Source organism: Enterobacter sp. DTU_2021_1002640_1_SI_PRY_ASU_LCPMC_013 (assembly GCF_032389435.1).
Lineage (GTDB): Bacteria > Pseudomonadota > Gammaproteobacteria > Enterobacterales > Enterobacteriaceae > Enterobacter > Enterobacter hormaechei_C.
Window position 1 is genome coordinate 1,407,137 of sequence record NZ_CP135594.1, and the last position, 26,431, is coordinate 1,433,567.

The window sequence follows — 26,431 nt, forward strand, 5'->3', positions numbered from 1 at the left end:
CTATGTCACAACTGACCCACATTAACGCCGCTGGCGAAGCGCATATGGTGGATGTCTCCGCCAAAACCGAAACGGTGCGCGAGGCGCGTGCTGAAGCGTTCGTCTCCATGCTGCCGGAGACGCTGGCGATGATTATCGACGGTAGTCATCACAAGGGTGATGTGTTTGCCACCGCCCGCATCGCCGGTATTCAGGCCGCTAAACGTACCTGGGACCTCATCCCGCTCTGCCATCCGCTGATGCTCAGCAAAGTGGAGGTAAATTTGCAGGCGCAGCCGGAGCATAACCGCGTGCGTATCGAGTCCCTGTGCCGCTTAACCGGGAAAACCGGCGTGGAGATGGAGGCGTTGACGGCGGCCTCCGTGGCGGCGCTGACCATCTACGACATGTGTAAAGCGGTGCAGAAAGATATGGTGATTGGCCCGGTGCGTCTGCTGGCAAAAAGCGGCGGCAAATCCGGTGATTTTAAGGTGGAAAGCCATGATTAAGGTGCTCTTTTTTGCCCAGGTCCGTGAGCTGGTCAATACCGACAGTCTGACGCTGGACGGCTCTTTCGAAAATGTCGCCGCCCTGCGTGCGCATCTGGCGGCGCAAGGCGACCGCTGGGCGCTGGCGCTGGACGAAGGCAAACTGCTGGCCGCCGTGAACCAGACGCTGGTGGAGTTGACCCACCCGCTGGCCGATGGGGACGAAGTGGCCTTCTTCCCGCCGGTCACAGGGGGTTAAGATGACGGAAACCCGAATCCTGGTCGGCCATGAGCGTTTTAACGTGGGCACGGAATATGACTGGCTGGCCGGGCGCGACGAAGACGGCGCGGTCGTGACGTTTACCGGGAAAGTGCGTAATCATAATCTCGGCGACAGCGTAAAAGCGCTGACGCTGGAGCACTATCCGGGAATGACCGAAAAATCGCTGGCGGCCATTGTCGAAGAGGCGCGAGACCGCTGGCCGCTGGGGCGCGTTACGGTTATCCATCGCATCGGCGAAATGTGGCCCGGCGAAGAGATTGTGTTTGTCGGCGTCACCAGCGCCCATCGCGGGAGTGCTTTTGCGGCGGGGGAGTTCATCATGGATTACCTTAAAACCAAAGCGCCGTTCTGGAAGCGTGAAGCGACGCCGGAAGGTGAGCGCTGGGTGGAATCACGCGACAGCGATAAGCATGCCGCCAGCCGTTGGTAGTTGGTTTACGCGGATGTGTTACTCTTAACGTGTGTGTTTACTTAATCAGGAGTGAATCATGGACCGATTTCCGCGTTCCGATTCGATAGTTCAGCAGACCCGTAGCGGGCTGCAAACCTACATGGCTCAGGTGTATGGCTGGATGACGGTTGGCCTGCTGCTTACCGCGTTTATCGCGTGGTATGCGGCAAACACGCCTGAACTGATGATGTTTATCTTCTCAAGCAAAATCACCTTCTTTGGGCTGATTATTGCGCAACTGGCGCTGGTGTTCGTGCTCTCCGGGCTGGTGCACAAGCTCAGCGCGGGTATGGCGACCACGCTGTTTATGCTCTATTCGGCGCTGACCGGGCTGACGCTTTCCAGTATTTTCATCGTTTACACCTACTCTTCCATCGCCAGCACGTTTGTGGTGACCGGCGGGATGTTCGGTGTGATGAGCCTGTACGGGTACACCACCAAACGTGACCTGAGCGGCTTCGGCAACATGCTGTTTATGGGGCTGATTGGGATTGTGCTGGCGTCGCTGGTGAACCTGTGGCTGAAGAGTGACGCGCTGATGTGGGCGGTGACCTATATCGGGGTGGTGATCTTCGTGGGCTTAACCGCTTACGACACCCAGAAGCTGAAAAACATCGGTGAACAAATTGATGTTCGCGACAGTTCAAACCTGCGCAAATACTCGATTCTGGGCGCGCTGACGCTTTATCTGGACTTCATCAACCTGTTCCTGATGCTGCTGCGTATCTTCGGCAACCGTCGCTAGTTATTTCCCCCTCACCCTAACCCTCTCCCTCAGGGAGAGGGGATTGCACGGTGCGGGCTTTTCTCCCTCTCCCCGTGGGAGAGGGCCGGGGTGAGGGCATCAGACCGCAGCGCTACCCGACACAACTCACTTCGCCAACATCCTCTCGTTCTTCGCGCGCAGCTTCTTCGCCCGACTCTCCAGCACCAGATAACAGACCGTTGCCAGCGCCAGCGGGAGGAAGTAGTAGATCATGCGGTACGCGAGCAGGGCGGCGATAATCGTCCCGTGAGACACATGCTCCCCCGCAAGCAGCGCGATAAACACCGCCTCCAGTACGCCAATACCCGCCGGAATATGCACAATCACCCCGGCAATACTGCTTACCAGCAGCACGCCCAGCACGAAGAAGTAGTTCACATCTTCGCCAATCAACAGCCAGATAATGGCCCCCATCGCCATCCAGTTGGCGCTGGAAACCACCATTTGCAGGACGGCAAACTTCCATGACGGCAGCACCAGCTTCTGGCCTTTAATGGTCATGTGACGACGTTTGGCAAAGGCGCAGGCCCACAGGTAGGCGGCGATGATCAGCAGCAGTACGATGCCCAGGATGCGCAGGGTAGCCTCATCGATGTACCAGTGCGCAGGCAGCTGCACCACGCCGATGGTGAAAATCACCCCGCCCAGCAGGATATACCCCAGCCAGTTGGTGGTGATGCTTAAGGAGAAAATACGCGTGATGGTGCCGCCCGGTAAGCCAAGGCGGGAGTACAGGCGATAGCGCATACCAATCCCGCCCACCCAGGTGCTCAGCGTCAGGTTAAAGGCGTAGCAGATGAATGACACCAGCATAACCTGCCGTTTGGCAAGCTTATGTCCGCAGTAGGCACGTCCCAGCAGGTCATAGCAGCCGTACATCAGGTAGCTCACAATCACCAGCCCAACGGCCCCCAGCAGGACTGTCCGGTTGTAGTTGCGAATAACTTTCCACACCTCTTCCCAGTCCACCTTCTGGGCATACACCACCAGCAGGACCGCGACGGCAATGAAGAACAGCCAGGTCAGGATTTTTTTCGCCAGCCGCCAGCGAGGATGAGATTTCGACATCAGGTTTTCCCTCCATCTTCCGCCTCTACGCGGTCCTGGGTTTCCATTTCGGGTTGCACAGGCGGATCCACCAGCGCCAGTTTCGGCGTATGCGCGGGCAGCCAGCCCACCATGGCCGGGAAGTGGCGCAGGAAGTGGAACACCACCACGCCGATGCCCACGTTCCACCAGCTCCGTTTCGGCACCATGGACTCATCCACACGCACGCAGTCTTTATTGATAAGACCCTGAAGGTTATCGCGCAGGGTCTGATTAAACTGGCGATCGTGGATGATCAGGTTCGCTTCCAGATTGAGCGATAAGCTCAGCGGATCAAGGTTGCTGGAGCCGACGGTCGCCCAGTGGTCATCCATCACGGCGACTTTACCGTGCAGCGGGCGGCGGCGATATTCATAGATCTGCACGCCGCTTTTGACCAGATAGCGATAGAGCAGACGCGCGCCGACCTTCACAATCGGCATATCAGGCTCACCCTGCACGATGAGCTTCACGCTCACGCCGCGTCGGGCCGCGTTGCGCATGGCGTGCAAAATCCGGTAACCGGGGAAGAAATAGGCGTTGGCGATAATCACCTCGCGCTTCGCGTTCGCCAGCATCTTCAGGTAATGACGCTCGATATCGTCCCGGTGCTCCTCGTTATCCCGCCAGACGAACAGCGCCTGCGCCTCGCCGGGCTTGCGGTTCTCTTCCGGGCGATGACGGCGTCGCCACCAGCGGCGAGCGGCCTCTTTGCCGGGTAAGTTTTCCAGCACGAACAGCTGGATGTCCTGAACCACCGGTCCTTCGATACGGATCGCGTAGTCCTGTTTAGCTTCGGGACCGTAATCCGACATATGCTCGGCGGAGTAGTTAATGCCGCCAACGAAGGCCACCGTTTCATCCACCACCACAATTTTGCGGTGCATTCGACGGAACAGGTTGGTGCGCATGCCGAACAGACGCGGGCCGGGATCGTAATAGCGGAACACCACCCCTGCGGCGGTGAGCTCGTTAACAAATTCGTCGCTGAGATCCGGCGAACCATATCCGTCGAGCAGAACCTCGATTTTTACACCGCGACGGGCGGCATGCAGCAGTGCGCTGTGCAACTGCCTGCCCACGTCGTCTTCAAACCAGATAAACGTTTCGAGAAAGACTTTCTGCTGTGCGTGGCTAATCGCCTCAAAAACCGCCGGATAAAAGTTATCGCCATTTTCCAGCAGCGTAATACGGTTACCTTCCTGCCATGTGCATTTCATAAGTGGATCTCCGCGCTGAGTGGGGCATGGTCGGAGAGATGTCGCCAGTTGAGTAAAGCCAGCGCCGTCGGGCTGCTGGCGTGGGCATTTTTTACGTAGATGCGGTCAAGGCGCAGCAGGGGGAAGCGCACCGGAAACGTCCGCGCGGGACGACCGCGTGAGCGGGTAAAGATCTCCTCCAGCCCCGCCTTCACCTTCAGCGGATGGTTGGCCCGCTGTCGCCAGTCGTTGAAATCACCGGCCACCACTACGGGCTCGCCCTCCGGCAGCGCATTGGTCCAGTCTGCCAGCATCTGTAGCTGGGCCTGACGGTGGGCTTCACGTAGGCCAAGATGAACACAGCCCACATGAATGGGAAAATCGAGCGCCGGGGGGGTGATACGACAGTATAACAGCCCGCGTTTTTCGCTCTCGCCAACGGAGACGTCGCGGTTCTCATAATGCTCGATAGGAAAACGCGACAGCACCGCGTTACCGTGATGCCCCTCCGGGTAGACCGCATTGCGCCCGTAGGCGTAATCGCTCCACATGGTATCCGCCAGAAACTCGTAGTGGGGCGTGTCGGGCCAGTTTTCGAAATGCATAGGGTGCACTTCGTGCGCGCCCATGACCTCCTGGAGGCAGACAATATCCGCGCTGACGGTGCGTACTGCGTCGCGCAGCTCCGGTAAAATGAAGCGGCGGTTAAATGCTGTGAAGCCCTTATGAATGTTTATCGTCAGCACCTTAAGCGAGAAATGCTGCGTTTTTTTGCTCATAAACACCTTCCTGGGTGACTATCCCGATGAAAATAAAGTGTAGTAGGCGTCACAAAAAGATGCGGCGTTACGGAATTTTCCGTAAAGTGCGGTAGTCTGAATTAGCAGAGAAAAATCCTTCAGGAGAGAAGCCATGAAGTGGCAACAACGCGTTCGTGTCGCAACCGGTTTGAGTTGCTGGCAGATAATGTTGCATTTACTGGTCGTGGCCGTACTGGTGATGGGCTGGATGAGCGGCACGCTGGTGCGTGTCGGCTTAGGGTTATGCGTGGTTTACGGCGTGACCGTGCTGTCGATGCTGTTTCTACAGCGTCACCACGACGCGCGCTGGCGTGAAGTGGGTGATGTGCTCGAAGAGCTCACCACCACCTGGTATTTTGGTGCGGCAATGATCGTCCTGTGGCTGTTGTCACGCGTGCTGCAAAACAACCTGCTGCTGGCCCTGGCGGGTCTGGCTATCCTCGCAGGGCCTGCGGTGGTGTCATTGCTCACCAAAGAGAAAAAACTACGCGATGTTTCGTCTAAACATCGCATAGGCCACTGAGCCCGTTGTGGCCGCGATGACCAGTAGCGGCCACAAACTTCCCCACACAATATCCAGACTCGCATCCTTCAGATAGATTTGCTTGGTGATATCCGTGAAGTGACGAATCGGGTTTATCCACGTCAAATCCTGTAACCACACCGGCATGTTCTCCACTGGCGAAACGTACCCTGAAAGCAAGATCGCCGGCATCATAAAGACAAACACCCCGATAAACGCCTGCTGCTGCGTTGAGCAGAGCGCGGAAATCAGCAGCCCAAACCCCACCAGCGACAGGCCGTAAATTACCATCGTGAAGTAAAACAGCGCCAGCGATCCGGCAAACGGGATCTGGTACGCCCATATTCCCACCCCCAGCACGATGGTGGCCTGGAACGTCGCGACAATCAGTGCCGGCACCGCCTTGCCGACAAATATCTGCCAGGTGGCGAGCGGTGAGACCAGCAGCTGATCCAGCGTACCTTGCTCACGTTCGCGCGCCACGGACAGCGAGGTGACAATCATCACGCCAATGGTGGTGATCATGGCGATCAGCGACGGCACCACAAACCATTTGTAGTCCAGGTTCGGGTTGTACCAGTTGCGCACCACCAGCTCGCTGTTGTTGGGTTTGGGTTTGCCCGCCATCAGCTCCTGCTGGTAATCCTTCACCACCTGTTGCAAATAGTTCGCCGCAATCTGGGCGCTGTTGGAGTTACGTCCGTCGAGGATCAGCTGCATCGGCGCGGTCTGGAATGTGTCCAGGTTGCGGGAGAAGTCCGCCGGGAAGCGCACCAGCAATAATGCTTTCTGCGTGTCGATGGTGGGCTGGATCGCCTGCGGGCTTTCCAGAAGCAGGACATGGGTAAAGGCTTTGGCGCGGGCGAAACGCTGCGTCAACTCGACGGAATGCTTGCCGTTGTCTTCGTTGTAAACGGCGATGGTGGCGTTGGTGACCTCCAGCGTGGCGGCAAACGGAAACAGTACAACCTGAAGCAGCACCGGCAGCACCAGAATGGCACGGGTCTGCGGCTCGCGCAGCAAGGATTGCAGCTCTTTGCGGATCAATGTCCATAAACGGTGAAACATCGCGTCGTCCTCCTGTCGGGTGGCGCTTGCGCTTACCCGACCTACAAAATCCGATGGCTAATCTAATCTTCTTTTCGTTTTCATCCACGTCAGCCCGATAAACATCACCGCCGACGCCAGCAAAAACAGGGTGTTGATAATCAGCACCACCGGAATATTTCCTGCCAGGAACAGGCTTTGCAGGGTGCTCACAAAGTAGCGCGCCGGAATGATGTACGTCACGGCGCGGATCACCGCCGGCATACTGTCTATCTGGAAGATAAAGCCGGAGAGCATAATCGACGGCAGGAAGGCGGCATTAAGCGCCACCTGCGCGGCGTTAAACTGGTTGCGGGTGATGGTGGAAATTAACAGTCCCATCCCCAGCGTGCTGAGCAAAAACAGGCTGGTAATAAAGAACAGCAGCACCAGCGAGCCGCGGTACGGCACGCCAAGAATAAATACCGAGACCAGCATACACAGCAGCATCGCCAGCATGCCGAGGAAGTAGTAGGGGATCAGCTTGCAGAGCAGCAGCTCGACGCGCGTCACTTCGGTCGAGAGCAGCGCCTCCATGGTGCCGCGCTCCCACTCGCGGGCGATCACCAGCGAGGTCAAAATCGCGCCGATTACCGTCATGATGATGGTCACCGCGCCCGGAATAATAAAGTGCTGGCTGATGGCGGCGGGGTTAAACCAGTAGCGCGTCTGCACGTCAATCAGCGGTTCAAACTTCTCCCCCCGGTCTTCGGCGCGCTGCATCTGCCAGAGCTGCCAGATCCCCTCCGCGTAGCCCTGCACGAAGTTCGCGGTGTTCGGCTCGCTGCCGTCGGTGATCACCTGAATCGGCGCATCGGTTTCAGCGCGCGCCATATTGGCGGCGAAATCGACCGGAATGACGATCAGACCGCGAATTTTCCCGGCCTGCATTTTCTGGATCAATTCCTGCCGGTTGTCGCTGATGGTGGCGTCAATGTAGGGCGAACCGGTCATGGCGTGAGTGAAGTCCAGCGCCTCTTCGCTCTGCTGCTCCAGCAAAATCCCGACCCGCAGCTTGCTGGAGTCGAGGTTAATCCCGTAGCCGAAAATAAACAGCAGCAGCAGGGGGATCACCACCGCAATCAGCCAGCTGCTGGGGTCACGCACAATCTGCCGCGTCTCTTTGACGCACAGGGCGCGCACCCGGCGCCAGGAAAGGACGTTACTGCGCATGAGTATTCTCCTTATCCCAGTCGTGGATGAGGGTAATAAACGCCTGCTCCATGGTCGGGTCTGGCTGCGCGTCGTCGGCGGCCTGCGCTTTCAGGTCATCCGGGGTGCCGTGGGCAATCAGCTTGCCGCGATAGACCAGCCCGATGCGGTCGCAATACTCTGCCTCGTCCATAAAGTGGGTGGTGACCATCACGGTCACGCCTTTTTCCACCATGCTATTGATATGCAACCAGAATTCGCGGCGGGTGAGGGGATCCACGCCTGACGTAGGTTCATCAAGAAACAGGATATCCGGCTCGTGCATCAGTGAGCAGGCCAGCGCCAGCCGCTGTTTGAAGCCAAGTGGCAGCGCGTCGGTAGCGTATGAGGCGATATCGGTCAGGCCGAAGGCGTCGCACATGCGGCCGATCTTCTCATTCTGTGCCCGTCCCCGCAGGCCGTAGACGCCGGAGAAAAAGCGCAGATTTTGCTCCACCGTCAGGTTGCCGTAGAGCGAAAACTTCTGCGCCATATAGCCCAGGTGCTGGCGCGCCTTGCCGGAGCTGACTTTGAGATCCATGTTCAGCACCAGCGCTTTGCCGGAGGTCGGTACCAGCAGGCCGCACATCATTTTAAAGGTGGTGGATTTCCCCGCGCCGTTCGGCCCGAGCAGGCCAAATATCTCGCCGCGCTTCACGGCAAAATTGACGTTATCGGTGGCGGCGAAATCGCCGAATTTTTTGGTGAGCGATTTTGCTTCAATGACCGTTTCGCCCGCCGTGCCTTCCACCGTGTGCAGGATGGCGCCAAGCGGTGATTCTGAGGTTCCCGCCCCGCCCAGCAGATCGATAAACGCATCTTCAAAGCGCGGCGCGGTCTCTGTCATGTCGATCTCAGGCATACCCTGCGCACGGCGGATATCGTCGGCGGTAGTCTCTTTTTTGAGGATCACGCGCACCGAACGGCCCTGAATCATCCCGTCGCTCACCTGCGGCAGCTTCAGTACCCGTTGCAGCAGCTTGCGGTTGGACTCCTGCGCGCTGTGCAGCAGAAAACTGCGCCCGGCCATGGTTTGCGTCAGCTCGGTGGGTTCGCCCTGATAGAGCAGTTCGCCTTCATTCATCAGCAGCACGTCGCGGCACTGCTCTGCTTCATCAAGGTAAGAGGTACTCCAGAGGATCAGCATGCCGTCACCCGCCAGCTCGTGCACCATCTGCCACAGCTCGCGGCGGGAAATCGGGTCCACGCCCACGCCGGGTTCATCCAGCAATAGCACCTTCGGTTCGCCCACCAGCGTGCAGGCCAGCCCCAGCTTCTGCTTCATCCCGCCGGAAAGTTTGCCCGCCAGCCGGTCGGTGAACGGGCCGAGGGAGGTAAACGCCAGCAGACGCTGGAAGGTTTTCTGCCGGGTTTCGCCGGTAACGCTGCGCAGATCGGCATACAGGTTGAGGTTTTCCATTACCGTCAGATCTTCGTACAGACCAAACTTCTGCGGCATATAGCCGAGCATGCCGTGGAGCGCCGCGTCGTCTTTGATCGGATCGAGGCCAAGCACGCTGGCACTGCCTTCATCCGGCTTCAGCAATCCCGCCAGCATCCGCATCAGCGTGGTTTTACCCGCGCCGTCCGGCCCCACCAGCCCGGTCACATAGCCTTTCTGAATCGTACAATTCAGCGGCGCGACCGCCGGTTTAGCCATTCCCGGGAAGCGTTTGACCAGATTGTTGAGCTGGATAACCGCATCATTCATGTCGTTCCCCGTCGTTTAAGGTCACGGTAACAGGCATGCCCTGACGCAGCGCGTCGTCCGCATCGGTGACGATGATGCGCAGGCGATACACCAGGTCGGTACGCAGGTCCGGGGTTTCAACGGTTTTTGGCGTGAACTCGGCGGTAGGGGAGACGAAGCCCACTTTGCCGTGATACGGCTTGTCCGGGCGACCGTCGGTATAGAGCAGCAGTTCGCGGCCCGGCTGCATCTGGCCAAGATTTGGCTCATCAATGTAAGCGCGCACCCACACCGGACGGGTTAAGGAGAGCGTTAACACGGTGCTGCCCGCGCTGAGCATGCTGCCCGGCTCCACGGCGCGGGTCATCAACGTGCCGTCAGACGGGGCGACTAACGTGGTGTCGTGCAGATCCAGCTCCGCCTGGGCTAACTGCGCCTGCGCCTGCTCAAGGCTGGCCTTCGCCTGGGCAATGTCCTGCGCACGGTTACCGGTGCGGTACTGGCTTAACTTATCCTGGGCAGATTTCAGCGTCGCCTGTGCCTGGTCGCGGGATGAGCGCGCGTTTTCCAGGTCGTTGGCGGAAATAGTACGGCTTTTCCATAAGCCTTGCTGACGGTTATAGAAATTCTGCGCATAGTCATAGGCGGCTTTTGCCTGCTTAACGGCAGCGGCCGCCTGGGAGATCTCTTCGTCACGGTAGCCCGCCAGCATCAGGTCGTATTGCGCCTGTGCGACGGAGACGCCTGCTTTTGCCTGCATCAGCGCGTTCTCAAACGGGGCTTTGTCCAGCATTCCCAGCGTCTGCCCGGCTTTGATGGCATCGCCTTCGTCAACGTTCAGCGAGGCCAGCCGTCCGCCGACGCGGAAGCTCATGTTCACGGTGCGGATATCCACGTTGCCGTACAGCGTCAGGCCACGATCCTGCTGGCTCTGATACCACAGCCAGCCACCGATTCCCGCAGCAAGTAACACAACAACCACCAGAATGATGGCGACAGGTTTTTTCATGACTTCTGGCTCCTTTGCGTTAAGCCTTGCAGGATCAGATCAACGTGACGGGTAATGACCTGGCTAATTTGCGCGGCTTTATCCTCATCGAATTGTGTCCAGCCCGTACGTAACAGGATGGTCTCACGCCCCAGACGGAAGGCGAGCACTTCGCCCAGCAGGGCGTGGGTATGCAAAATGGTGTCGGTATCGCTGGCGTCCCGTCCGGTATAGGCGGCGATCAGCCGGGTCAGATGGCTGTGCATCGGGGCGATCACCTGATCGTGCACCAGCTGGTACGCGGTAGTGGGGGAGAGCTGCTCGCGGGAGATAAATTTGCTCAGGTTCAGCGTATCGTCGTGCGTCAGCAGGCGGATCATGTTGTGACAGGCGTTAAGGATCAGCTGGCGGATGGCAGCCCGGTCAGGCTCTGGCTGGCTGAACAGCGCGGTGGCTTCTTCCACGTGTGGGCGAAAGCTGGTGCCGATAAAATCCGCGATCCACTGGGCGCAGGCGAGGTATAAATCCTCTTTTGAGCCAAAATAGTAGGTGATGGCCGCAATATTCTGCCCGGCCTGAGCGGCGATATCCCGCGTGGTGGCATGCAGACCATACTCGCCAAACTGCGCCAGCGCGGCGGCGATAAGCTGACTTTTCGCCTGTTCGCCTTTGGTTGTCGTTGGGGTTGTATTCATAGCAGCATTAAAAATTAATCAATCGATTGATTAAGATTATGCCTGATTTGCGCAAACGTCGAGTCATCGCCGGGGATATTTTATGCGCCACGTCACAAAAGCTGCTACACTCCGCTCCTTCGCGACATTGTGGTTTTTGTCCTTCTATTCGTTATATCTCCCTGAAAACTACACCTGTGATGGTCGGGGCGGTTCGGAGTTTTTATGTCTTTTGATTCCCTTGGTCTGAACCCGGAAATTCTGCGCGCCATCGCAGAGCAGGGCTACGTTGAGCCAACCCCTATCCAGCAGCAGGCCATTCCGGCCGTTTTGCAGGGCCGTGACCTGATGGCAAGCGCGCAGACCGGTACCGGTAAGACCGCAGGCTTTACCCTGCCGCTGCTGGAGCTGTTGGTAAAAAACCAGCCGCACGCCAAAGGCCGTCGTCCGGTGCGTGCGCTGATCCTCACCCCAACCCGCGAACTGGCGGCCCAGATTGGCGAGAACGTGCGTGAATACAGCCGCTACCTCAACATTCGTTCGCTGGTGGTTTTCGGCGGGGTAAGCATTAACCCGCAGATGATGAAGCTGCGCGGCGGCGTGGACGTGCTGGTGGCAACGCCGGGGCGTCTGCTGGATCTGGAACACCAGAACGCGGTGAAGCTCGATAACATCGAAATTCTGGTGCTGGACGAAGCCGACCGTATGCTGGATATGGGCTTCATCCACGATATTCGCCGCGTGCTGGCGAAGCTGCCGACGCGTCGTCAGAACCTGCTCTTCTCGGCAACCTTCTCCGACGAGATCAAGGCACTGGCGGAAAAGCTGCTGCATAACCCGCTGGAAGTGGAAGTCGCGCGCCGCAATACCGCCTCCGAGCAGGTGACGCAGCACGTGCACTTTGTGGATAAGAAGCGCAAGCGGGAACTGCTCTCCCAGATGATCGGCCAGGGCAACTGGCAGCAGGTACTGGTCTTTACCCGCACCAAGCACGGCGCTAACCACCTGGCGGAACAGCTGAATAAAGACGGTATTCGCAGCGCGGCGATCCACGGCAACAAGAGTCAGGGTGCGCGTACCCGCGCGCTGGCTGATTTTAAATCCGGCGACATACGTGTGCTGGTGGCAACCGACATCGCCGCCCGTGGCCTGGACATTGAAGAGCTGCCGCACGTGGTGAACTATGAGCTGCCAAACGTGCCGGAAGACTACGTGCACCGTATCGGCCGTACCGGCCGTGCGGCGGCAACCGGGGAAGCGCTCTCTCTGGTCTGCGTGGATGAACACAAGCTGCTGCGCGACATCGAACGCCTGCTGAAGAAAGAGATCCCGCGCATTGAGACCCCGGGTTATGAAGTGGACCCGTCGATCAAAGCTGAGCCAATTCAGAACGGTCGTCAGGGCGGCGGTCGCGGTCAGGGCGGCGGTGGTCGCGGTCAGCAGCCGCGTCGTGCCGAAGGTGGCGCGCCGAAATCTTCGGGCAAACCGCCGCGTCGTAATAACGACAGCAAACCAGCCGGTGAAAACCCGTGGCGTAGCGGCGAAGGGAAACCGGCAGGCGAGGGGCAGCGCCGACGCCGCCCGCGTAAACCTGCTAACCCGCAGTAATCTGGAAGCCCGGTCGTAAAGCCGGGCTTTTCTTTTTGCGGCAGCGGAGAGAAAGTGCCACAATAGTGGCTGTTTATACAGTATTTCAGGTTTTCCGATGGCTTTAACCGCTGCGCTCAAGGCGCAAATTGGCGCATGGTATAAGGCGCTACAACAGCAGATCCCCGACTTTATCCCCCGAGCCCCGCAGCGGCAGATGATTGCCGACGTGGCCAAAACGCTCGCCGGGGACGACGGACGACATCTGGCGATTGAAGCCCCGACCGGCGTCGGGAAAACCCTGTCGTATCTCATTCCCGGCATTGCCATCGCGCGGGAAGAAGACAAAACGCTGGTGGTCAGTACCGCTAACGTGGCCTTGCAGGATCAGATCTTCAGCAAAGATTTGCCGCTGCTGCGCAAAATTATCCCCGATTTACGGTTCACCGCCGCCTTTGGTCGCGGGCGCTACGTCTGCCCGCGCAATCTGGCGGCGCTGGCCAGCAGTGAACCCTCCCAGCAGGATCTGCTCGCGTTTCTTGATGACGAGCTGACGCCAAACAACAAGGCGGAGCAGGAGCAGTGCGCAAAGCTAAAGGCCGATCTCGACGGCTACAGGTGGGACGGCCTGCGGGATCACACCAGCCAGGCGATCGGCGACGACCTGTGGCGCAGGCTCAGCACCGATAAAGCGAGCTGCCTGAACCGCAACTGTCACTACTACCGCGAGTGCCCGTTCTTTGTCGCCCGGCGTGAGATTCAGGAAGCGGAGGTGGTTGTCGCCAACCATGCGCTGGTTATGGCTGCCCTGGAGAGTGAAGCGGTCCTGCCGGAGCCCAAAAACCTGCTGCTGGTGCTCGATGAAGGTCATCATCTGCCCGACGTGGCGCGGGATGCGCTGGAGATGAGTGCGGAAATTACCGCCCCGTGGTTTCGCCTGCAACTCGATCTGTTCTGCAAGCTGGTGGCAACCTGCATGGAGCAGTTCCGCCCGAAAACCACGCCGCCGCTGGCGATCCCGGAGCGGTTGAGCGAGCACTGTGAAGAGGTGTACGGCCTCATCTCCTCGCTGAATAACATCCTTAACCTGTATCTTCCCGCCACCCAGGAAGCGGAACACCGCTTTGCGATGGGGGAGTTGCCGCAGGAAGTGATGGAGATTTGCCAGCAGCTGGCGAAGCACCTTGAAAAGCTGCGCGGGCTGGCGGAGATGTTCCTGAACGATCTCAGCGAGAAGACCGGTACCCATGACGTGGTGCGTTTGCACCGCATTCTGCTGCAAATGAACCGTGCGCTGGGCATGTTTGAGGCGCAGAGCAAACTCTGGCGGCTGGCCTCGATGGCGCAGGCATCCGGGGCGCCAGTGACAAAGTGGGCCACCCGCGAAGTGCGAGACGGGCAGGTACATCTGTTCTTCCACTGCGTGGGCATCCGCGTGGCCGATCAGCTGGAAAAGCTGATCTGGCGCAGCGTGCCGCACGTGGTAGTGACGTCGGCGACCCTGCGTTCCCTGAACAGCTTCTCAAGGTTGCAGGAAATGAGCGGCCTGAAAGAGAAAGCGGGGGACCGTTTTGTGGCCCTTGACTCGCCGTTCAACCACTGTGAGCAGGGCAAGCTGGTGATCCCGCGCATGAACTATGAGCCGCTTATCGATAACGAAGAGCAGCATATTGCGGAAATGGCGGCCTACTTCCGCGAGCAGGTTGAGAGTAAAAAATACCCCGGCATGCTGGTGCTGTTTGCCAGCGGCCGCGCGATGCAACGCTTCCTGGAGCACGTCACCGACCTGCGCTTACTCCTGCTGGTGCAGGGCGATCAGCCGCGCTATCGGCTGGTGGAAACCCACCGTAAACGCATTGATAACGGCGAGCGCAGCGTGCTGGTGGGGTTACAGTCCTTTGCGGAAGGGCTGGATTTAAAAGGCGACTACCTGACGCAGGTGCATATCCATAAAATCGCTTTTCCGCCCATCGACAGCCCGGTGGTGATCACCGAAGGCGAATGGCTGAAAAGCCTTAACCGTTATCCGTTTGAAGTGCAAAGCCTGCCTGCGGCGTCGTTTAACTTGATCCAGCAGGTCGGGCGCTTGATCCGTAGCCACGCCTGCTGGGGCGAGGTGGTGATTTATGACAAACGTCTGCTCACCAAAAACTACGGCCAGCGGCTGCTGAATGCGCTGCCGATCTTCCCGATTGAGCAGCCAGAAGTGCCGGAGGTAAAAAAACGCCCGGCAAAACCCTCTGCCGGGCGTACAAAAAGCATCCGTGCAAAGAGGCGCGGTCCTACTGGTAAGTGAATGTCACCTGAATCACGCTGCTGAACGTGCCGGCAGTGACGGGCATTGAGGTGGCGTAGTAACGTGCGGACAGAGGAAAGGTTGCCGTGTGGTCGCTCGGATTGATGGCGGCGTTAAAGGCGGCCTGCGGGGCAATCAATATTTTGTCCTGTCGGTCTGCCAGCTCCAGCGCCAGTCCCTTTGCGCTACCGATATTGGCAAATTTGGTCGGATGCACGCTGTCTGCCTGGCCATAGAAAAAGGCCGTGGCAAGTGCTAGCGTGGCTGGGCAGTGCGATACTGACAGGGAAAAGTCTTTCCACTCGCCGGTATCCCCCACGTCTTTAAAACTGCCCGATACCGCCTGGCCTAAGTCCACCGTCAGGTTGCGGCTGGCGCTGTCAATGACGCAGGTATTGGCGTAAATATTTCCCGTCATCTGGATCTGAATGTCGTCTGCCTGGGCCTGGGCCAGTAAGCCCACCGCCAGAAACGCGATTGTCTTTTTCATGTCGGTTACTTATAGGCGAGAGTGATGGTTGCTACGGTGTTGGCGGGGCCGGGCGTCACCACATCGCTGGTCTGCTCGTAGCGAACCTGAAAGGGGATATCCAGCGTTTCATTGGCAACGGCCTGGCTTTGGGTGTTGACGTAGGTGTCAAAGGTCGCGATATGGTCATCAAACAGCATTCTTACCCCGACGCCCGTTGCCATGCCCGTCTGCTTCGTCAGTTTGATCACTCCCTCAAATGCCGTTTCGTACCCGTTAGCACTGGTGATTTTTAGCTCAGGCTGAACGGTTGTGTCACAGTTAACGGTGATATTAAACGTCTGAGCGGGGCTGGATAAAAAACCCACGCTCATAAAATCACTAACGGGAAAATCGCCCAAATTAACGGTGAGATTTTTTGGCGAAACAGAGCAGGTGACCTGATGCAAAATGACGTTACCTGCATACGCAATATGGTTAGGGCTGCCGATCCCTTCATGGCCAAAAACGCCAATGCCGAATTCGGTCTGAGACTGGACCAGCGTGCCGGATGTCACGGCGTCGCTTGTTTTCACCAGTTCAAGCGTGACGTCAAAGTTAAACGACTGTGTGCCATCGGTAGAAACATAGGCAACAGGCGTTCCGCGTGAATCGCACTGTACTCCGCCTGCTCCACTGATTCGCTGACCCTGATCGTTCATTAGTGCGACCCCAATCCCCGGTACGCCGGAATCATAAACGCCCCTGAGCCCAGGAATTTCCGCTCCGGTGCCGTAGTAGCAGGAAACAATTTCCAGACCGCTGTCGATACCCTGATCGCAGTGCCCGGCAACATGAACGCTTTGCTCTGTACCCGGGATAGTTGCGCCAACGGCCAGCGTCGTCGGGACAGAGATGGAGGCCACGTTAATCATTTTGGGCAGATCCGGCGTGGTGCAGGTCGCCTTCGCATGCGGCATAAATAACGCGGCGGTTCCCAAAACCAGTAATAAAAAGCACTGTTTAATCATTTGCATAATCGTTAGCCTGAACGGTAATCAATGACACTGCGCGGCAGCGTTAATGATGCTGGTTTTCTCTTTCTCATCCGTTAGCGCATAGTCAGCGACGCAGTGCTCGCTCGCCTCCTGTCCCCAGGAAACGTTGAGATGCCCTTGCTGTGGCAGACCCGAGAGGTAAGTCTGGCCGTCATTTCCGACAATAAATTCGCTGTCCTTATCCCCGGTGGTGACCGTTGCGCCGAAGGGCAGCGGTTTACCATTTTGTGTAAGCGTCATCAGGACCCGATTACCCACGCGGGTAGTAAAGCTGGCGCGCACCACGGCCCCGCGGGTTGGCGTCACAATTTGCGCCGCGTGGGTGACATCGGCATCCTCCGGCAGCGTTTCGGTATCCAGTGCGATGGTGTTATGGCGATACGCGGTCACGAACGGCACGACGGTATAGCCGCGGAAGTCAGTCTCCACGCCTGTCTGGTTGATGATATGGGTGCCGTGCGTACCTGGCGCCTTCACCAGTGCGATGGTTTCACCGAGTGGCTGGCTCAGGGTTATCCCGTTAGCATGGGCAACCGCGCCGCCCTGCAAACCAACGTTCAGGGTCTGCTGATACTTATCCTGACTGACGCCTGCGCTCACTTCGCCGTAGGTCGCTTTGTAATCGGCGTTGATGCTGGTGGAGTTACCGCTGCCGGTGCTGCTCAGCCCTTCCTGGATATTCCAGTTCAGGTTGTCTTCTTTCAGCGCCGTACCGTTAAGACCGATGTTCTGCGTGGTGCCGTCTTTGGTGTTGTTCAGGTTGTACGTGGCCCAGGTATTATGCATCCAGCGATCCAGCGGAACCGAAACGCTCAGCGAGAACTGGTTGTCGTTTGTTACCTCATTACCGTCTTCATCGCTGTCGTGGGTGTTTTTGTTCAAGCTGTAGCTGAGGCTGTAGCTCACGCCGTGCCAGCTGTTGTTGTAGCTGACGCTCAGGGAGGTCATGTTCTGGCTCTGGCTCCAGTAAGTTTCCTTCACCATGCTCAGCGTCACCGACCCCCAACCTTCTGGCAGCGTCTGGTCAATGGTGGCTTCTGTACGGGCGCGGCGCTGCTGGGGAGCAGACCAGTCGTCGGCGCGGGTATACGACTCCATAGTGTCGTCCAGGGTGTAAAACCCCTTGCTGTTATAGCGATAGCCCGCAAGCGAAAAGTTGGTGCCTGAACCGGCGAAATCTTTGCTGTAGCGTACGCGCCACGACTGGCCCTTGCTGGACTGCTGTTTATTCAGCAGGGCTCTGGCGCGCGTCACGTCAATGGAGAACGCCCCCATATCGCCCATGTTTTTCCCGGCGCCGAGCGCCTGGGACTGATAGTGGCTGCTCTGCTGCACGCCGCCGTAGGCCGTGAAGCCGTGAGGTAAACCGTAGATGGCGCTTCCCTGGGCAAACGGGGTCTTTTCAACGTCTTTGTCATAAGAGCGATAACGCCCGGCGGTTACGCTGTAGCGCAGGTTTTTTTCACGCTGCAATACCGGCACGGAGGCAAACGGCACCACGAAATGGCTCTCGCTGCCGTCTGTTTCTTTCACCGTAACCTGGAGGTCACCGCTGCTGCCGGTGGGGTAGAGGTCGTTAATTTCGAATGCGCCCGGCGCGACCGTGTTCTGATAAATCACGTACCCGTTCTGGCGGACCATCACCAGCGCGTTGCTGTGGGCGGTGCCGCGAATAATAGGGGCATAGCCTTTTTCACTGTCCGGCAGCATGTCGCTGTCGGATTTCAGCTCCACGCCGGTGTAGGGGACGCTGTCAAAAACGTCGGAAGGTGAGGTGCTTTGCCCCACCGTCACGTCACTTTTCATTGCCACAATGTCGCGTTGCGCATAGGTATAAACGGAGGTGAATTTCTGTTCCTCCTCGTGGCCCGTGGTGCTGCGATTCCAGGTGGAGTAGTTACGAACGCGCCATGCCCCGAGGTTGAAGCCGGGACGCAGGTTAACGTACTGGCTGCTGCTATCCTCTTCACCCTGCTGGCGCGCATGGCTCTGGCTGGCGTTGACGCTGTAATTAAGCAGGCCCGCGTTGATCCCTTCGTCAAACTCTTTCGGGTCGATGTAACCGCGTGGCACCTGTCCGAGCGCCTTTTGCGGAATGCTCAGCAGCAGCTGCTGATTGCGCACGCGAAAGGTCGCGGATGCCGAAGGGATGGCGTGTAGATCGGCGCACTGACCTTCTGCCCTCAGCTGCGGATATTTTTGCGTTTTGATCCCGAGGCTCTTTAATTCGTCCAGTGTAAAACAGGGCTGAAGCGTGCTGGTGCCCTGCGGATCTTTAACTATGTTAAAGGTCACGTCACGGGTATCAATTTTATTGTTATTGATAAATACCGCGACCTGATATTTACCTGGCGCCTGACCGGGACCTTTTTCATAGACAGACAGATCGGTCTTTTCCTGCTGTGGGTTATCAATGTCCAGCAGGGCTGGGTTAAAATAATCATCAGCCAAAACCTGCTGCGCAAAGATCGCCATTGCCAGGCAACAAAAAGTCATCAGCAATGACGAAAATCGGCAGGTGAACGGCTTTTTATGGCGGTACATGATGATTTTATTACCGGGCAATATTATTAATGAACGTGTTTAGACCATGTCTGGCTGATGCTGCCGTAATCAGTAATAATGGAATACGCGACGGTCGAGCCTCCGACATTGCCAGGTAAAGCAAAATGCGTTTCAGTTTTTGGCACAGCCCAGGTGGCTTTCGTGATTTTCTGACCATTCAGGGTGACGGCCTGAAAATTCATATAGAAAGGCGTGGGATTGTTCACCACTAAATCATTCCCTTCGCGATGCCATTCAAGTTTATCGGCCATATCTTCTGGTTTGCCTTTTACCGCTGACGGGCGATAGAGCAATTTAATTCGGGTGTTAATGGCAATTTGCAGCGTATTTACACCCTCAACATGCTTTGAGGAAGGGATCGCTTTAATATTCAGCCAGTACAGAGATTCCCTGTCTTGCGGTAAATTTCCTCCCGTACGCACCACGCGCAGGACGTTATCCTCTTTCGCATCCAGTCGGAAAAGCGGCGGGGTGATCAGGAACGGGGCTTTGGCCAGGTTTTTACCGCCGGAATCGACCCAGGACTGCACCAGATAATCTGTGGTATCTGGATTTGAAAGACCAAGAGATGATTCCTTTTTATCGCCCTGATAGACCAGACGGGTGCCATTGATCACGACACCCGCCTGTGCCGAGGCCGCTACCAGTAAAAGAGTGCTCAGTAAATAACCGTGGCGCATAAAAATTTCTCAATAAATAGAAGAGATATTAATGCCCGCAAGAGCATTAATATCTCAGGATTGATAAGATCAGTTATAAATAACGGTGAAGGTCGATACGGAGTTGGCAGGGCCTGCGGTAATGGCGGCCTGAGTTTGAATATAACGTGCACCGAACTCCAGGTCGTTAACCTCCGTACCGGAGGCTAAAGGATATTGCTTCGAAGGGGTATACAGGGTGACAGGCTGCCCGGAAGCATCCATTAGCTGAATAGCCACACCAGTAGCCGCATCGGTATCGGGCGTTAATGCCAGCGTGGCATTATTATCCGCATCCGGGGTACCACCGAAGTTAATCGCAGCCGAGGTTACGGTTTCCGGACAATTGGTTAACTTAATATCAAACTTCGTGAGTGTGCTGGTAGAGCCTGCGCCGGTAAATACCGTTTTAGATACTTTTCCTAACTGAACATCTAATGGATTACTTAATCCATTCACGACCTGGCAAGCAGAATCGATAATTTCTCCGGTGAAATTAATCTGCCCTTCACCGTTGGTTGCCGCAAATGCGGATGCAGAACATCCCACCGTTGCGGCGATAAACAACCCTAATGCAACCTTGTTCATAGTAAATCCCGATGTGTTTCTGGTAAAAACGTTGCCTGGACGTTTTTACCGTTGACCCTTAATAACTTTCCGATGTTTATTTAATCAAAAAAAGGGCAGGTACGAATCTTTTGTTCCAATCACAAATAATGCAAATAGTGCTTGAGTTTATTTTTTTACCTGAAAACAGCAGGTTGATAATGATCACAAAACACTATCGGGTGCGTGTTCATCGGGCTATATTGTTAACAAGATGATGCTGTCAGGAGAAATGTCGTGGATTACCGCAAAATTATCAAAGAGGTAGGGCGTGGGAAAAACCATGCTCGCGATCTGGACCAGGAAACGGCCCGTGCGTTGTACACGCATATGCTGAATGGCGACGTGCCGGATCTGGAAATGGGCGGCATTCTGATTGCGCTGCGTATCAAAGGGGAAGGTGAGGCGGAGATGCGCGGTTTTTATGAGGCCATGCAGTCGCAGACGATGCGTTTAACCCCGCCCGTCACGAAGCCGATGCCGATTGTGATCCCGACCTACAATGGCGCGCGTAAGCAGGCAAACCTCACGCCGCTGCTGGCTATTCTGTTGCAGAAACTCGGTTTCCCGGTGGTGGTGCATGGCGTGAGCGAAGATCCGACGCGCGTGCTGACAGAAACCATTCTGGAATTATTAGGCATCGAACCCACTCTCCATGCTGGCCAGGCGCAGGCAAAGCTGGAGGGGAACCAGCCGGTCTATATTCCCGTGCGCGCGCTCTGCCCGCCGCTGGAAAAGCAGCTGGACATGCGCTGGCGCATGGGGGTACGTAACAGCGCCCACACCCTGGCGAAGCTGGCGACGCCGTTTGCCGAAGACGCCGCGCTGCGTCTTTCCAGCGTCTCCCATCCGGAGTACGTGACGCGGGTCGGACAATTCTTTGCCGAAATCGGCGGGCGAGCGCTGCTGATGCACGGGACTGAAGGGGAGGTTTACGCCAACCCGCAGCGTTGTCCACAACTGATGCTGATTGAGCCTGCCGGGACGCGGGTCGTGCTCGAACGTGGGGAAGAGAACAGTGATGTGATCCTGCCTGAGTCGAAAGATCCGCAAGTCACCGCGCACTGGATCGTACAGTGTCTGGCCGGAAAGGTGCCGGTTCCGCAGTCTATCAAGCTGCAAATGGCCTGCTGTCTGCTGGCGGCAGGGGAAGTCGCGTCCGTGGACGCCGGGTTGCAGCGCGTGGCGCAGTCGTTTTAAGCAAAAAAAAGCCCGTCCAGTGGCGGACGGGCAAACAAGGGTAACAACAACAGGGTCAATGAGGGTTGGAGCATCTCACCAGAGGGTAGGGTGAGGGTGGAGCATAATTCGTTCGATTACTTGTAGATAACCGCAGTACCGCTCAGTTTGTTATTACCGTTAGTGGAGGTGATGGTGTATCCACTTGCGCCGGCAGCGGCCGCTTTTTCCGCCAGTTTGGCTTCCAGACCGTCCAGCGTGGTCGCGCCTTCAGCACTCACCACCCCGATTTTGTTCAGATCCTGTGCCTGAGTAGAGGAGACAGGCTCCACGGCGAAAGCGCCGAAAGACAGAGCGGACAGGGCAACAGCAGCAACAGCATATTTGATGGTTTTCATAGGTCAATTCTCGCAGGTTATTCTGTTAAAGGGACGATGTTCCGTCGATGTGATAAGTATCACGGTTTTTAGTGGAAGATAAAATCGAAGAGAATTGACGTGGTTGCTCAAAAAAATTGAATGACAAATAACTTATTGATTATTAATAAATTCAGAAGCGCAATTGACACTTCTTGTGAATGCGCTTTACAGAAGCCATCGGAAGGGCACGTTTTGCTACGCGTTTCGCTAAAAGTCGTGAGCGTAAAGTAAACTGCTGGCGCGGTTAACTTCGGTAAAGGAAAGTCAACGTAACTGGCTGTCTTTCGATCCTCTACGATTATATCCTGAATGTGACGCATTTTTTGAATCTTTCTCCTGCTGACAGGCAATGCATAGCCGTACGCCAGGAATGGCTTTACGCCGTGCTTCAGGAATCGGATCCCCGCACTCTTCGCATTCCGTCAAACTTTCGCCGCGCGGAATTTCACCGCGAGCACGCGCGACCGCATCTTCAATGGTACTGTTGATCTGTTCGTTAACGGCGTCGTCATTCGCCCAGCCGGAAGCCATCATGTTCTCCTGATCTGTTTAAGCCATTCATCTTAATATGGGGTTAAAAAACGCACAGTCAAGGCGAAGGAAGGAAATGAGAACTGCATCTGCCTTGCAGATGCAGTGTGGGAAAAGAGGGCGTTATTTATAGATGGTCGCGGTGCCGTACATATGGTTATCGCCACCGGCGGCGTTCACCACGAAGCCTTTAGCCCCTTCCTGACGCGCTTTTTCGGCCAGCTTGTCCTGAAGGTCATCAAGGTTGCTTGCCCGGCTGACAGAGACCGTCCCGGCCGCACGTAGCTGGCTGGTGTCGTTGCTGTCGGTCAGAGGTTGAACGGACCAGGCTGAGAACGATGCGCCTGCCAGCGCACCCGCAATAATAAAGGTCAGATACTTTTTCATAATCACATCCTCAGGGGGAAACAACAGGTGATTCCTCTTAAGTTTAGAAGCCTGACGCGTGTGATTTAGCGCAAAAATTTGATGATGATCTGCTTATTTTTTGAACGATAAATTCTGACAATTTGCTGACAGATCATAGACATACAGGTTGCTGATTTTCGTCGGTTTTTTGTGTAGCGCAGACAGATATTTACCCCCGCGCCGTCACAGGGTATCTTACGCGGCTGTCTAAAGGAGAATGCCATGACTTCCCAAAAGCCGGGATTGCACCCGCGTAACCGCCACCGTAGCCGCTACGACATGAAAGCCCTGTGCCTGAGCTGCCCGGAATTGCAGGATTTTATTGTTCAGACACCAGCCGGTGAACCGTCGGTAAACTTTGCCGATCCGCTGGCGGTTAAGACGCTGAACAAAGCGCTGCTGGCCCATTTTTATGGCGTTACGCACTGGGACATCCCGGATGGCTTTCTCTGCCCACCGGTGCCAGGACGTGCGGATTATGTCCATCATCTTGCCGATCTGCTGGCGGATGACAATGGCGGCGTGGTGCCGAAACAGGCCACCGTGCTTGATATCGGTACGGGCGCGAACCTGATCTACCCCCTGATAGGCGCACATGAGTACCAGTGGCGGTTTACCGGCAGCGAGATCGGCGCCGAAGCCTTCGCCAGCGCGCAGGCCATTATCAACGCTAACCCGGGGTTAAGCCGGGCCGTTCGTTTGCGTCGTCAAAAGGATGCCGCTGCTATTTTCAACGGCATTATTCATAAGAACGAACAATATGATGCCACCCTGTGCAACCCGCCCTTCCACGACTCCGCCGCCTCCGCACGTGCGGGAAGTGAACGCAAGCGGCGTAACCTGGGCCAGGCTGAAGACGGCGCGCTGAACTTTGGCGGCCAGCAGCAGGAGCTGTGGTGCGAGGGAGGGGAAGTGGCATTTATTTTGCGCATGATTGCCGAGAGTAAGGGCTTCGGTCGTCAGGTGAAATGGTTTACCACGCTGGTCTCCCGCGGCGATAACCTGCCGCCGCTTTACCGCGCGCTGACCGACGTCGGCGCGGTGAAAGTGGTCAAAAAAGAGATGGCGCAGGGCCAGAAGCAGAGCCGCTTTATCGCCTGGACCTTTATGGACGATAACAAACGCCGCAAATAGCCCCCCATCGCAGGCCGGGTAAGGCGAAGCCGCCACCCGGCTCGGTTACAGCGTCGGCTCTTGCGGAGGGAGCGGCGAAGCGGGCGGCGATAATACCTGATACGTCTGCACCGGCGCTCTCACGTTCGCCAGATCGAAGTGTTTTTTCACCATGCTGTCGAGGGCGAAGCGCACCGTCCACTGCTTCAGCGGCTGGGTGGTGAACGACACGCGCAGGGTAAAGGCAGTGTTCGTTAGCCCGACGATGCCCGCGAACGACGGTTCACCAATCACCAGTCCGCGAATATCCTCCATCTCCATCAGTTCGCTCACCGCATCCCGCAGCGCCTGCTTCGCCTTATCTGCATCCTCATGACGATCGACATCATAATTCGCCACCACCGAACCAATGCCGCGCACAAAGTTGGCAAAGGTGGTGATCGATGACCACGGAATAATGTGGTACGCGCCGGTATCCTGACGTACGCCGACGGAGCGAATGGACATCCTCTCCACCGTGCCGGTGAGCGGTCCGATGGTCACCAGATCCCCGGTGTTCATCCCGTTCTCAAACTGGATAAAAATGCCGGTGATAATATCCTTCACCAGCGTCTGCGAACCAAAGGAGATCGCCAGCCCCAGGGCACCGGCACCCGCCAGCAGCGGGGCGATATTCACGCCGATTTCCGACAGCACAATCATGATGGTGATGGTGCTGATAATCACCGCCAGCGCGTTGCGGCACAGGGTCAGCAGCGTGCGGGCGCGGGCGCTCGGCAGCGGCCTGCCGTGGACATCCGACACCAGACGGTTTTCGATAAGGCTTGCCAGCAGCGTCCAGCCGACGGCGGAGAAGAACAGGATCAGCGCGATACGAATAAGAATATCAACGGTCTTTTCCCCCGCGCCGTTATGCAGCCAGTTCCAGAAATCAAACAGACCCCACGCGTTCAGCAGCAGCATAATTGCCACGCAGACCGTCAGAATACGCGCCACCTTCAGGGATACCGTCATCCAGCCATTTACCCGCTTTTGCAGTTCCGGGTAGTTACGCTGAACCTGCGGCGACAGGGTGATCGTTTTCGACAGCCAGCGGGAGAGCAGGCCAGAGACAAAGGCCGCGATGCCGATAATCGCCAGGCTTTTGAACGTCGCCCCCATCATAAATTTCAGGCTATTGCCTGGATCGAACAGGGAGAAGAAACAGAGCACAATAAAATAGGCGCTGGCCAGCCAGTGCCACACCAGCGCAAAGGCGCGAATAAAGAGGCTGAAAAAGGAGAGGGAGCGATCGGCCAGGTGCAGCAGGCTGTCGGTGATCGCTTTTTTATTGTGGAAGATGAGGTACAGCGCCCAGACGGTAATGCACAGCATGATCAGCACGTTCGCCAGCGCCCCGAACTGCACGTTAACCTGGTTGGAAATAATCGGCACGGCAACCAGCAGGCCATAACCGATCAACCCGCTCAGCACGCTGAGCCGCACCGCCCAGTATTTGGCGCTCTGATCCGAAATGGCGAAGGGGCGAAGGTCCGGCACGCGCGGGCAGAAGATCAACCGCAGGAGGGCTTTAAAGAACTCAATCAGGGCAAACGCATTGAGGAACAGTCCCTGCTGAAACGCGATGGTTTTGTTTCCGGTATTAAGGCGGTCGGCCAGCATCTGGCCGACAAACAGCGTCAGGGCCAGCAGCAGCAAATCGATGACAAACGCCCCGGTAATCATTGCCGGAAGATGCAGCCAGCTGCTTTTATGCTGATTCTTTTTGCGCCCCCACTCGCCCATTTTCCGGTAAAGCGGCCAAACAGACAGGCGCAACAGCCAGTAAAAAATGAAGACGGCGCCGGCCAGAATAGCAAATTGGGTAGCGGCTGCGGAAAAGGTGTGAGGATTAAAAGGCTTATGTGAGGTGCCAACCAGGTTGCGATAGAGCTGGGCAAAACGCGACGACAGGGCTTCCCCGTAGCGCCGACTGATGTCGGTGACGTTTTCCAGCACCGTTTTTTCTTCTTCGGCTTCCGGCGGCGCAATAGCAGGAACCGGATCCTGAGGCGGCGTGGCGGCCACTTTCCTCAGCTGATCGATCAACTCCTGTCGGGACGTGTCGTTCTCAAGCACGTCGGCAAGCGCGCCGTAGGCGGCTTTTTTCTTTTCAGCGTCTGGCTCTGGCGGCGCATTTTGCTGAGTGGCGGTGGCTCCGGTGGTGACGCCGGGAAGGGTTACAGCAAGTGATGGCGCGCTAAACAGGCTAAACAGTAGCAACAGGATCCACGGCACGGCGTCCTCCGACAAAAATATCGTGCAAAATGATAAGTATAG

Annotated in this window: 26 protein-coding genes; 9 read left to right on the forward strand and 17 right to left on the reverse strand. The window is 56.8% G+C overall.

The window, feature by feature from the left end; translation table 11 throughout:
• The first annotated feature begins 2 nt into the window (after positions 1-2).
• Genes moaC through RS584_RS06720 form a run of 4 tightly spaced genes read left to right on the forward strand, consistent with a single transcriptional unit; the run spans position 3 to position 1,946 of the window.
• A complete protein-coding gene (gene moaC / locus RS584_RS06705) occupies positions 3-488 on the forward strand; it encodes a cyclic pyranopterin monophosphate synthase MoaC (RefSeq protein ID WP_032670297.1) in 486 nt (161 codons plus the stop codon).
• Positions 481-726: a molybdopterin synthase sulfur carrier subunit gene (gene moaD, locus RS584_RS06710; RefSeq protein WP_003858510.1), complete on the forward strand. Its 246-nt coding sequence runs from the start codon at positions 481-483 to the stop codon at positions 724-726. The genes moaC and moaD overlap by 8 nt, the downstream gene beginning before the upstream one ends.
• 1 nt (position 727) lies before the next feature.
• Positions 728-1,180 carry a molybdopterin synthase catalytic subunit MoaE gene (gene moaE / locus RS584_RS06715; protein WP_180250912.1) on the forward strand — a complete coding sequence of 151 codons (453 nt, stop codon included), beginning with the start codon at positions 728-730 and terminating at the stop codon, positions 1,178-1,180.
• A gap of 58 nt (positions 1,181-1,238) precedes the next feature.
• Positions 1,239-1,946: a Bax inhibitor-1 family protein gene (locus RS584_RS06720; RefSeq protein ID WP_015571081.1), complete on the forward strand. Its 708-nt coding sequence runs from the start codon at positions 1,239-1,241 to the stop codon at positions 1,944-1,946.
• A gap of 126 nt (positions 1,947-2,072) precedes the next feature.
• Here RS584_RS06720 and RS584_RS06725 read toward each other — a convergent pair whose 3' ends face one another.
• The 3 genes from RS584_RS06725 to RS584_RS06735 are packed head-to-tail and all read right to left on the reverse strand — an operon-like array spanning position 2,073 to position 5,031.
• Complete coding sequence (locus tag RS584_RS06725; RefSeq protein WP_015571080.1) at positions 2,073-3,035, reverse strand: YbhN family protein; 963 nt, start codon at positions 3,033-3,035, stop codon at positions 2,073-2,075.
• Positions 3,035-4,273, reverse strand: a complete 1,239-nt coding sequence (gene clsB / locus RS584_RS06730) for a cardiolipin synthase ClsB (RefSeq protein ID WP_015571079.1) — start codon at positions 4,271-4,273, stop codon at positions 3,035-3,037. Before clsB ends, RS584_RS06725 begins: the two co-directional genes overlap by 1 nt.
• The gene (locus RS584_RS06735) at positions 4,270-5,031 is read right to left on the reverse strand and encodes an endonuclease/exonuclease/phosphatase family protein (protein ID WP_017384933.1); all 762 of its coding nucleotides are present in this window, start codon (positions 5,029-5,031) and stop codon (positions 4,270-4,272) included. Before RS584_RS06735 ends, clsB begins: the two co-directional genes overlap by 4 nt.
• 133 nt (positions 5,032-5,164) lie before the next feature.
• Here RS584_RS06735 and RS584_RS06740 point away from each other — a divergent pair, with 133 nt between their 5' ends.
• On the forward strand, positions 5,165-5,575 hold the full coding sequence (locus RS584_RS06740) for a YbhQ family protein (protein WP_003858499.1): 411 nt from the start codon (positions 5,165-5,167) through the stop codon (positions 5,573-5,575).
• Here the strand turns inward: RS584_RS06740 and RS584_RS06745 are convergent.
• From RS584_RS06745 to cecR, 5 genes are read right to left on the reverse strand one after another with little or no spacing between them, the layout of a single operon-like run.
• Positions 5,537-6,643: an ABC transporter permease gene (locus tag RS584_RS06745; RefSeq protein WP_315749130.1), complete on the reverse strand. Its 1,107-nt coding sequence runs from the start codon at positions 6,641-6,643 to the stop codon at positions 5,537-5,539. The two genes, RS584_RS06740 and RS584_RS06745, sit on opposite strands and share 39 nt — an antisense overlap.
• 57 nt (positions 6,644-6,700) lie before the next feature.
• Positions 6,701-7,834 carry an ABC transporter permease gene (locus RS584_RS06750; protein WP_315749131.1) on the reverse strand — a complete coding sequence of 378 codons (1,134 nt, stop codon included), beginning with the start codon at positions 7,832-7,834 and terminating at the stop codon, positions 6,701-6,703.
• Positions 7,824-9,563 (reverse strand): ATP-binding cassette domain-containing protein, encoded by a 1,740-nt coding sequence (locus RS584_RS06755; protein WP_315749132.1) that lies wholly within the window; start codon positions 9,561-9,563, stop codon positions 7,824-7,826. Before RS584_RS06755 ends, RS584_RS06750 begins: the two co-directional genes overlap by 11 nt.
• Positions 9,556-10,551: a secretion protein HlyD gene (gene hlyD / locus RS584_RS06760; protein WP_023296152.1), complete on the reverse strand. Its 996-nt coding sequence runs from the start codon at positions 10,549-10,551 to the stop codon at positions 9,556-9,558. Before hlyD ends, RS584_RS06755 begins: the two co-directional genes overlap by 8 nt.
• Positions 10,548-11,225: a transcriptional regulator CecR gene (gene cecR, locus RS584_RS06765; protein ID WP_315749133.1), complete on the reverse strand. Its 678-nt coding sequence runs from the start codon at positions 11,223-11,225 to the stop codon at positions 10,548-10,550. The genes hlyD and cecR overlap by 4 nt, the downstream gene beginning before the upstream one ends.
• Positions 11,226-11,429: 204 nt before the next feature.
• Between cecR and rhlE the strand changes: the two genes are divergently transcribed.
• Both rhlE and dinG read left to right on the forward strand, forming a co-directional pair.
• The gene (gene rhlE / locus RS584_RS06770) at positions 11,430-12,812 is read left to right on the forward strand and encodes an ATP-dependent RNA helicase RhlE (RefSeq protein WP_017693771.1); all 1,383 of its coding nucleotides are present in this window, start codon (positions 11,430-11,432) and stop codon (positions 12,810-12,812) included.
• Between the two features lie 97 nt (positions 12,813-12,909).
• Complete coding sequence (gene dinG, locus RS584_RS06775; RefSeq protein ID WP_315749134.1) at positions 12,910-15,087, forward strand: ATP-dependent DNA helicase DinG; 2,178 nt, start codon at positions 12,910-12,912, stop codon at positions 15,085-15,087.
• On the opposite strand, the gene RS584_RS06780 is transcribed toward dinG, so the two are convergent.
• The 5 genes from RS584_RS06780 to RS584_RS06800 form a co-directional block, all read right to left on the reverse strand.
• The gene (locus tag RS584_RS06780; protein ID WP_193041685.1) at positions 15,074-15,577 is read right to left on the reverse strand and encodes a fimbrial protein; all 504 of its coding nucleotides are present in this window, start codon (positions 15,575-15,577) and stop codon (positions 15,074-15,076) included. The two genes, dinG and RS584_RS06780, sit on opposite strands and share 14 nt — an antisense overlap.
• Positions 15,578-15,582: 5 nt before the next feature.
• On the reverse strand, positions 15,583-16,572 hold the full coding sequence (locus tag RS584_RS06785) for a fimbrial protein (RefSeq protein WP_315749135.1): 990 nt from the start codon (positions 16,570-16,572) through the stop codon (positions 15,583-15,585).
• 21 nt (positions 16,573-16,593) lie between these two features.
• A complete protein-coding gene (locus RS584_RS06790; protein WP_315749136.1) occupies positions 16,594-19,137 on the reverse strand; it encodes a fimbria/pilus outer membrane usher protein in 2,544 nt (847 codons plus the stop codon).
• Positions 19,138-19,163: 26 nt separating this feature from the next.
• Positions 19,164-19,838 carry a molecular chaperone gene (locus tag RS584_RS06795; protein WP_315749137.1) on the reverse strand — a complete coding sequence of 225 codons (675 nt, stop codon included), beginning with the start codon at positions 19,836-19,838 and terminating at the stop codon, positions 19,164-19,166.
• A gap of 69 nt (positions 19,839-19,907) precedes the next feature.
• Complete coding sequence (locus tag RS584_RS06800) at positions 19,908-20,444, reverse strand: fimbrial protein (RefSeq protein WP_165747236.1); 537 nt, start codon at positions 20,442-20,444, stop codon at positions 19,908-19,910.
• Between the two features lie 255 nt (positions 20,445-20,699).
• Between RS584_RS06800 and ybiB the strand changes: the two genes are divergently transcribed.
• Positions 20,700-21,662: a DNA-binding protein YbiB gene (gene ybiB, locus RS584_RS06805; protein WP_017384921.1), complete on the forward strand. Its 963-nt coding sequence runs from the start codon at positions 20,700-20,702 to the stop codon at positions 21,660-21,662.
• 116 nt (positions 21,663-21,778) lie between these two features.
• On the opposite strand, the gene ybiJ is transcribed toward ybiB, so the two are convergent.
• The 3 genes from ybiJ to mcbA all read right to left on the reverse strand — a co-directional run bounded on the left by ybiJ (position 21,779) and on the right by mcbA (position 22,978).
• Positions 21,779-22,039, reverse strand: coding sequence for a DUF1471 family protein YbiJ (gene ybiJ, locus RS584_RS06810; protein WP_003858474.1), 261 nt, complete (start codon positions 22,037-22,039; stop codon positions 21,779-21,781).
• A gap of 285 nt (positions 22,040-22,324) precedes the next feature.
• The gene (locus RS584_RS06815; RefSeq protein WP_047364645.1) at positions 22,325-22,591 is read right to left on the reverse strand and encodes a DksA/TraR family C4-type zinc finger protein; all 267 of its coding nucleotides are present in this window, start codon (positions 22,589-22,591) and stop codon (positions 22,325-22,327) included.
• Positions 22,592-22,714: 123 nt separating this feature from the next.
• Complete coding sequence (gene mcbA, locus RS584_RS06820) at positions 22,715-22,978, reverse strand: DUF1471 family periplasmic protein McbA (RefSeq protein ID WP_003858470.1); 264 nt, start codon at positions 22,976-22,978, stop codon at positions 22,715-22,717.
• A gap of 243 nt (positions 22,979-23,221) precedes the next feature.
• Here mcbA and rlmF point away from each other — a divergent pair, with 243 nt between their 5' ends.
• Positions 23,222-24,133, forward strand: a complete 912-nt coding sequence (rlmF, locus tag RS584_RS06825) for a 23S rRNA (adenine(1618)-N(6))-methyltransferase RlmF (RefSeq protein ID WP_032647782.1) — start codon at positions 23,222-23,224, stop codon at positions 24,131-24,133.
• A 45-nt stretch (positions 24,134-24,178) separates the two neighbouring features.
• On the opposite strand, the gene ybiO is transcribed toward rlmF, so the two are convergent.
• Positions 24,179-26,389 (reverse strand): mechanosensitive channel protein, encoded by a 2,211-nt coding sequence (gene ybiO / locus RS584_RS06830; protein WP_315749929.1) that lies wholly within the window; start codon positions 26,387-26,389, stop codon positions 24,179-24,181.
• Positions 26,390-26,431: the final 42 nt, after the last annotated feature.

Bases quoted from the DNA above. Each gene is read 5' to 3' on its own strand.
- RS584_RS06780 (WP_193041685.1), bottom strand. From the start codon at position 15,577: ATGAAAAAGACAATCGCGTTTCTGGCGGTGGGCTTACTGGCCCAGGCC.
- moaC (WP_032670297.1), top strand. From the start codon at position 3: ATGTCACAACTGACCCACATTAACGCCGCTGGCGAAGCGCATATGGTG.
- cecR (WP_315749133.1), bottom strand. From the start codon at position 11,225: ATGAATACAACCCCAACGACAACCAAAGGCGAACAGGCGAAAAGTCAG.
- clsB (WP_015571079.1), bottom strand. From the start codon at position 4,273: ATGAAATGCACATGGCAGGAAGGTAACCGTATTACGCTGCTGGAAAAT.
- RS584_RS06745 (WP_315749130.1), bottom strand. From the start codon at position 6,643: ATGTTTCACCGTTTATGGACATTGATCCGCAAAGAGCTGCAATCCTTG.
- RS584_RS06740 (WP_003858499.1), top strand. From the start codon at position 5,165: ATGAAGTGGCAACAACGCGTTCGTGTCGCAACCGGTTTGAGTTGCTGG.
- rhlE (WP_017693771.1), top strand. From the start codon at position 11,430: ATGTCTTTTGATTCCCTTGGTCTGAACCCGGAAATTCTGCGCGCCATC.
- RS584_RS06720 (WP_015571081.1), top strand. From the start codon at position 1,239: ATGGACCGATTTCCGCGTTCCGATTCGATAGTTCAGCAGACCCGTAGC.
- RS584_RS06725 (WP_015571080.1), bottom strand. From the start codon at position 3,035: ATGTCGAAATCTCATCCTCGCTGGCGGCTGGCGAAAAAAATCCTGACC.
- moaE (WP_180250912.1), top strand. From the start codon at position 728: ATGACGGAAACCCGAATCCTGGTCGGCCATGAGCGTTTTAACGTGGGC.
- RS584_RS06795 (WP_315749137.1), bottom strand. From the start codon at position 19,838: ATGCGCCACGGTTATTTACTGAGCACTCTTTTACTGGTAGCGGCCTCG.
- RS584_RS06815 (WP_047364645.1), bottom strand. From the start codon at position 22,591: ATGGCTTCCGGCTGGGCGAATGACGACGCCGTTAACGAACAGATCAAC.
- rlmF (WP_032647782.1), top strand. From the start codon at position 23,222: ATGACTTCCCAAAAGCCGGGATTGCACCCGCGTAACCGCCACCGTAGC.
- RS584_RS06800 (WP_165747236.1), bottom strand. From the start codon at position 20,444: ATGAACAAGGTTGCATTAGGGTTGTTTATCGCCGCAACGGTGGGATGT.
- hlyD (WP_023296152.1), bottom strand. From the start codon at position 10,551: ATGAAAAAACCTGTCGCCATCATTCTGGTGGTTGTTGTGTTACTTGCT.
- RS584_RS06790 (WP_315749136.1), bottom strand. From the start codon at position 19,137: ATGTACCGCCATAAAAAGCCGTTCACCTGCCGATTTTCGTCATTGCTG.
- RS584_RS06735 (WP_017384933.1), bottom strand. From the start codon at position 5,031: ATGAGCAAAAAAACGCAGCATTTCTCGCTTAAGGTGCTGACGATAAAC.
- RS584_RS06750 (WP_315749131.1), bottom strand. From the start codon at position 7,834: ATGCGCAGTAACGTCCTTTCCTGGCGCCGGGTGCGCGCCCTGTGCGTC.
- moaD (WP_003858510.1), top strand. From the start codon at position 481: ATGATTAAGGTGCTCTTTTTTGCCCAGGTCCGTGAGCTGGTCAATACC.
- ybiJ (WP_003858474.1), bottom strand. From the start codon at position 22,039: ATGAAAACCATCAAATATGCTGTTGCTGCTGTTGCCCTGTCCGCTCTG.
- RS584_RS06755 (WP_315749132.1), bottom strand. From the start codon at position 9,563: ATGAATGATGCGGTTATCCAGCTCAACAATCTGGTCAAACGCTTCCCG.
- RS584_RS06785 (WP_315749135.1), bottom strand. From the start codon at position 16,572: ATGCAAATGATTAAACAGTGCTTTTTATTACTGGTTTTGGGAACCGCC.
- dinG (WP_315749134.1), top strand. From the start codon at position 12,910: ATGGCTTTAACCGCTGCGCTCAAGGCGCAAATTGGCGCATGGTATAAG.
- mcbA (WP_003858470.1), bottom strand. From the start codon at position 22,978: ATGAAAAAGTATCTGACCTTTATTATTGCGGGTGCGCTGGCAGGCGCA.